Annotated in this window: 3 protein-coding genes and 1 pseudogene; 2 read left to right on the top strand and 2 right to left on the bottom strand. The window is 62.3% G+C overall.

What is annotated here, in order from left to right; all coding sequences use genetic code 11:
- Positions 1-466: 466 nt before the first annotated feature.
- Positions 467-673 carry a hypothetical protein gene (locus MJ797_RS25150; RefSeq protein WP_239341971.1) on the top strand — a complete coding sequence of 69 codons (207 nt, stop codon included), beginning with the start codon at positions 467-469 and terminating at the stop codon, positions 671-673.
- 7 nt (positions 674-680) lie between these two features.
- Positions 681-1,082, top strand: a complete 402-nt coding sequence (locus MJ797_RS25145) for a type II toxin-antitoxin system VapC family toxin (RefSeq protein WP_239344573.1) — start codon at positions 681-683, stop codon at positions 1,080-1,082.
- A gap of 131 nt (positions 1,083-1,213) precedes the next feature.
- Here MJ797_RS25145 and MJ797_RS25140 read toward each other — a convergent pair whose 3' ends face one another.
- Together MJ797_RS25140 and MJ797_RS25135 are read right to left on the bottom strand one after the other, a co-directional pair.
- Positions 1,214-4,450, bottom strand: a complete 3,237-nt coding sequence (locus tag MJ797_RS25140; protein WP_239341967.1) for an NB-ARC domain-containing protein — start codon at positions 4,448-4,450, stop codon at positions 1,214-1,216.
- A gap of 154 nt (positions 4,451-4,604) precedes the next feature.
- Positions 4,605-4,997, bottom strand: a pseudogene (locus tag MJ797_RS25135) (toll/interleukin-1 receptor domain-containing protein); the annotation flags it as partial.
- Positions 4,998-5,721 lie beyond the last annotated feature (724 nt).

Genomic DNA, 5,721 nt, shown 5'->3' with positions numbered 1-5,721 from the left:
GCCTGGGTGGTGTGCTGACGCCGACGCACCTCGGCCAGACGGAAAGCACGAGCCTCGGCGATCAAGCGTGGCTGCGCTGACCGGGCTGTCTGCGCAGCGGATCGAACAGCTCGGCGGCACCGGCGACTGGGACGCACGACTACATGGTGGTCCGCCCCACCTTGTGCTGCTTGAGCGAGGACCTCCGTCTACGGTGAGCCAGTCAGCCAGCCTCGATCTTTCAGATCTTGAAAGCTGACATGCGATCTTCCCTGGTCCCGGTCGTTGATGTCGGAAATCGGGTTTCGGGCAGGCTGCGTGCCCGGCTGTCGTCCGGGTGGGCGCCGGCTCCACGGGCGGAGACCGCCGCCCTCGTGTGTGTGGCTGTCTGATTGCTCGACACGATGAAGATCGGTACCGGCGTGTCAAGGAGAGTCGTACACTGCTCTCATGCGGTAGTGATAGTAGGTGACACGTGGAGGTCGTCATGAATACCAGCAGCGCTGACTACCCCGTGTTTCCGTCGCGTCAGCCTCGTTTGTCGATCAATGAGTTGATCCGGGCTAAGAACGCTGAACCGATCCGGTCGTTGGCTGACCTGGAGGCCATGTCGGCTGACATTTTTGAGTCGGACGCAGAGCTGGACGAGTTCTTGGCGTTTACCTACGCCGAGCGCCGTCGGGACGTGGTGTGAGATAGGGATGCGTTCTGTCGTCGTAGACACCGACGTCTCCTCGATGATTATCAAGAAGCGTCTGCCAATCGCATTAGCAACCAAATTGATCAACACTCAGCCGTTCCTTACCTTCGTCACCCGTGCTGAGCTGATCAAGTGGGCTGAGGTTCGCAGCTGGGGGACGGGTAACCGTGCCCTTCTCGCCCGATGGATGGCTAGCATCCCGATGCTCCCGGGTGATGAGGACGTGGCCGATACCTATGGTGTCCTGTCCGCCGCGGGGATGCATCGGGGGAGGCCCCGACCGATGAACGACATGTGGATTGCTGCGTGCTGCCTTACCCACGGCCTTGCGTTGGCGACTATGAATATCAAAGATTTCGACGATTTCAGGGTCTACCACGGACTGGAGCTCATCACTGCATAGCTCACAGTCGGTGGTCTCAACCAGTCAGTGCACCACCCGCATCGTGCTGGGATCCACGGGGTTCCGGCATGAGGAGGATGCCCGGATGGTGCACTGACCGGTTGAGACCATCGGGAGTGCGAAACTCCTGTTCATCTGGTATAGGCCAGTAGGTAGATTCCGCCCTCACCGCTGGCAACAATCATGCGGCTGTCAGGGTGCCACGCGCACCCGCTCAGCGGGTGGGCCACTCGCAAGGCACATACACAGACACCCGTTAGCTCCCAAATACGTATGATTCCATCATCACCGACGCTTGCGAGCAATTGACCATCTTGCGAAAACGTGCAGTTTCGGAACCAGCCGATGCCGCCGTGGATGGTGGTTTTCTGGCGACCCCGTGCAACATCCCATAGTCGAACCGTTCCGTCGTTGCCAGCGCTGGCGAGGAGCTGCCCGTCGATGGAGAACGTGCAGTTCCAGACAGCACCAACATGACCGGTCAACGAGGAACGCAGCTGGCCAGTAGAGACGTCCCACAGCCGAACCGTTCCGTCGTTTCCGGCGCTGGCGAGGAGTCGGCTGTCCGGAGAGAAGCTGCAGCTCCAGACTGCGCCGACATGGCCGGCCAAGGTGGTGCGTCGGCTGGTGGTGAAGATGGCAGATAGCCGTACCGTGCCGTCGTCACCAACGCTGGCGATGAGCGTGCCGTCCGGTGATACGGCGCATCCGTAGGCGGGCCCGGTATGAGACAAGCCGGTTGTGTGCAGTGTGCCGTCCGTGACGTCCCACACTCGGGTGATTCCGTCACCGCCGACAGTGACAAGATATCGGCCGCGTGGTGCGAAGGCGCAGCACCAGACCTTTCCGGTATGGGCGGAGTCCACGATCCGGTACGGCTTGCCGGTGCTGTGCCAGATCCATACAGCTCCGTCGTCGCGGGCACCAGCGATGAGTGTTCCGTCCGGGGAGAAGGCGCACGACCGGGTCCAGCCCGTTGCGCCGACGGGAGCAGTGTGTACGTTGTCGGCTGCAAGATCCCACACCTGAAGGGTCCGGTCCTGACCGGCGCTGACTAATCGACGGCTGTCCGGGGAGAAGGCACATCCCCACACAGGTCCAGTGTGGCCGTTCATCGTCGTTCGGATTCGGCCGTCGGTTGCGTTCCATACCTGCACGGTTCCGTCGTCGAGAGTACTTGCGATTAATGCACCGTTCGGGGAAAAGGCACAGCTCCATGCGCTGCCAGTGGTATCGAGTATGAAGACGGTGTGGCCGTTCGGGACCGCCTGCACTCGGATATGGTCGCGGCCAGCGCTGGCGAGAAGTCGGCCGTCCGGGGAGAAAGCACAGCTTCGAATCGTACCAGAATGCCCGGTAAGAGAAGCAATGAGTTGTCTATCTACATTATTCCAGATACGGACGGTTTTGTCATCACCAGCACTGGCGATCATTTTACCGTCTGGAGAGAACGCGCAGCTCCAGACCGCACCGGAATGCCCACCGAGAGAGACGATGGGCTGTCCGGTCGCGCTGTCCCAGATCTGGAGGGCACTGTCGCTGCCGGCGCTGGCGATTATTTTGCCGTCTGGGGAGAACGCGCAGCTCCAGACCGCACCGGAATGTTCCGAAAAGGCTGTAATAAGGTGCCCGGTGACACTGTCCCAGATCCTGATTGATCCGTCGCCAGTGGTGCTGGCGATCTGCCGTCCGTCTGGAGAAAACGTACAGCTCCATGCCCCACCGCCGTGCCCGGACAGGATTGCGCATGTCCGGCCTGTACGGGTATCCCATGTGCGGACCGTTCCATCGATGCACGCACTGGCAATCAGGTTGCCATCCGGCGAAAACGTACAGGCCCGTACCCAGTTGTCGTGGCCGGTCAAGACACGTAAGCAGGCGGGGTCGGGCCGATCCGGGAGGGGCCAGATGGGATGCAGGTGAGGTCCGCGTTGCTCCGCTTGGTAGCAGACCACGACCCTTTCCATCCCCGGGAGTCGGTCCAGCCGGCTGATCAGGGTTGCGCCCAGGCCAGTTGGTGGATCGATGGGCGTTAGCAGGTGAGCGCTTTGCCCGAGAACGTGGGCCAGCTGGCGGGCGAGCGGGGTGTCGACAAGATCAAGATTGGCTTCAGTAGGGATCACGGTTTTCGCCCGGCGAATCTTGGCCTCCACCCAGCGCAGGTCGCAGGCCAAAGTGGCAAGCTCGCTGATCCGACGAGCCTCGCGTAGATGATACGGCAGGTGCTGCCACAGGTAGGTGGCCTCCTCAGGCAGCATCCACCAAGCGGTCGTCGTACCGGTTAGCGCCTTGGCCGGTAGCAGGTGACGAGCGGTATCGACGAACATGCCGTGCCGGACTGCCAACTCGTCCCGGGTGAGCCGATGACGCAGGTAGGAGCGCAACACGTCGTGCAGGCGCAGCGCGGGACTGTTTTCCGCCCATCCTCCGATCACCAGGCGCAGACGGATGAGGCGTGCCCGTAGCCGTTCCACCGCGCGGGCCTCCAACCCGTCCGTGGCGTTCCATAGCAGGCTCAACACGGGTGTGGGAACATCGGCGTCTTCGGGAAAAATAGCGAGATCGAGGTAGCGGTCCCGCTCATCAGCCGAGAGTAGATCGGTGCTCGCGGTGACCGAGGCTGCTACGGCTTTCGCGCGGCTGCGGGCATCTTCCACGTCGAACGCCGTAGGGCCTTCGGTTTCCAGACGCTCACAGACCCATCGTGCGGCTGCCTCCATATCCGCCCCGTCGCGGATATGGTCGTTTAATGCGGCGTTGACCAGACCTAACAGGACAGGCCAGCGGCCCGTGGCCGCCACCAGCCGCTTCACCGACGCACGGGACAGCCCGTCCACACCAATCGTCAGCGTCTGGACAGACTCGGTGACGGTCATGCGGTCGACTGGTAGCGATATCCCGTCCCGGGGGACCACATCGGCGTTACGTGTGGTGACGAGTCTGCGGCAGATCTTCCCACCCAAGAGAAACGGGGCCAGCTGGTCGACTGTCCACACGTCGTCAACGACGAGCAGGGTCGGCTCTCGTGCATCCAGCAGGTCGCCGAGCCTGCGACCGGCGAGCATGGGGTCGGCCGTTGCCACCGTGTGGTCGGCTAGCTCAGCGCACAGCCCCACGATCAGTGCTGCCAGCTCCGCGCCTCCGGTTCGCTCGCCAACGGTCACCCACAGGGTGCCCCCCGGAAACCGCTGCTCGACCTCCGGTCGAGGACACACCTGGGCAGCCAACGTGGTCTTGCCAAAGCCACCGGCGCCTTCCAGCGCCGTGATCAGGTGCACCGATTCGGCCCCCGGCGCTCGCAGGCTCGCCAGCAGCTCCCGGACCAGCCCGGACCGCTCTACCAGGGGACCTACCGGCGCCGGCGCCATGCGTGAAACGTTCCCGTACCACTTGGGCCGCTCCCGGGAACGTCGGCTCAACGCACGCTTGCGGCAGCGGGACGCTGGATGCTCCGGGAAACACCGGTTCGCGATCAGGCTTATTTCGCTCACTGCGTGCAGCAGCTAGCAAACGGACCTTCGCAGTCTCACGGTCTATGCCGAACAAGTCGACGGTTACCAGCTGCTCCAGCAACCCCGGCTGCGGGCAATCCTTGACCCGGAAGGCGAGCAGTCTGCGGGCGGACCCGGACGGATCCTTCGCCCAGGCGGCCTGCCACTCCGCCTCCGTATATGCCGAGGCCAGGTACGCCGCCGACAACACTGCCACCGTCCGTACAGCGTCCCGGGAGGCCCGATGCATCTCCGCGACGAAATGGCTCCCAGCGCCGAAGTCCCACGCTTGGATCAACACTCGGTAGCCGGCATCCTCCAACACCCAGGCGATCCACTCCGCCCACCGGGCATCCGTTTCTATATAGGAAACGAAGAAATCCACCCTGTCAACGCCTACGCGCTGCACACCAGACCAGCCCATATCCATGACCATACTCAGGATGTTGCATGAACCATATGTTACGGCGAGGTCAACCGGTCGAAGCGACGGCCGCATCGATAGCTGTTCAGCAGGGGTTACAGCTCAAACATCCAGGTCAGAACATTGATCACCATTGTCCGACATGTCGGAATTCATACTATAGATGGCTATTATTCATCAGGATGATGATTCTTTTTGGCATTCCGTCCCAGATAATCATGCCGCTGAGCTGGGGGTTTGTCGGTGCCCCCTACTGACCAGCTACCCGCGTCGTGGCAGGAGCAAGGGGTTCGGTAAGCTGATCGCGATCGGGCAGACTCCTCGCCTACCCACCAGCCCGATTCGAACCCCCTGTTTAGAGTCCCGACGCGAGGCGAGCGTCGGGTGTCACCTCCACCACTTGATACCGCCGTTTTGTGATTGATTTCGGTTGATTGGCCGCCGTGGTGACAGGAACGCCGCGGTCCACGAGATGGTATAATGCGGACGATCGCTCAAGGAACAGATCGGTTCCCGGTTCACGCCTGGGGCTGGGGCTGGGGACAATGTATCGTTGTGATCCACCCCGGGAGCCCGCTGTAGATCTTTATGGTGTGTGGGCATGCGCCGTGTCGGGGTGGCGCCGCCGTCCCGGCCTGGGGGTTTCCACTTTCGTGGACAGCAGCTTCAGGCCCGTTGTCTCCTCAAGCGGGAACCCCTCACCGAACGTCGGCATCACCCGAAG

This window comes from Protofrankia sp. CiP3 (assembly GCF_917627345.1).
GTDB lineage: Bacteria > Actinomycetota > Actinomycetes > Frankiales > Frankiaceae > Protofrankia.
Note: the sequence above shows the minus strand (reverse complement) of the source record. Positions and strands in the feature narration are given on the sequence as shown.

Bases quoted from the DNA above. Each gene is read 5' to 3' on its own strand.
- MJ797_RS25150 (WP_239341971.1), top strand. From the start codon at position 467: ATGAATACCAGCAGCGCTGACTACCCCGTGTTTCCGTCGCGTCAGCCT.
- MJ797_RS25145 (WP_239344573.1), top strand. From the start codon at position 681: ATGCGTTCTGTCGTCGTAGACACCGACGTCTCCTCGATGATTATCAAG.
- MJ797_RS25140 (WP_239341967.1), bottom strand. From the start codon at position 4,450: ATGGCGCCGGCGCCGGTAGGTCCCCTGGTAGAGCGGTCCGGGCTGGTC.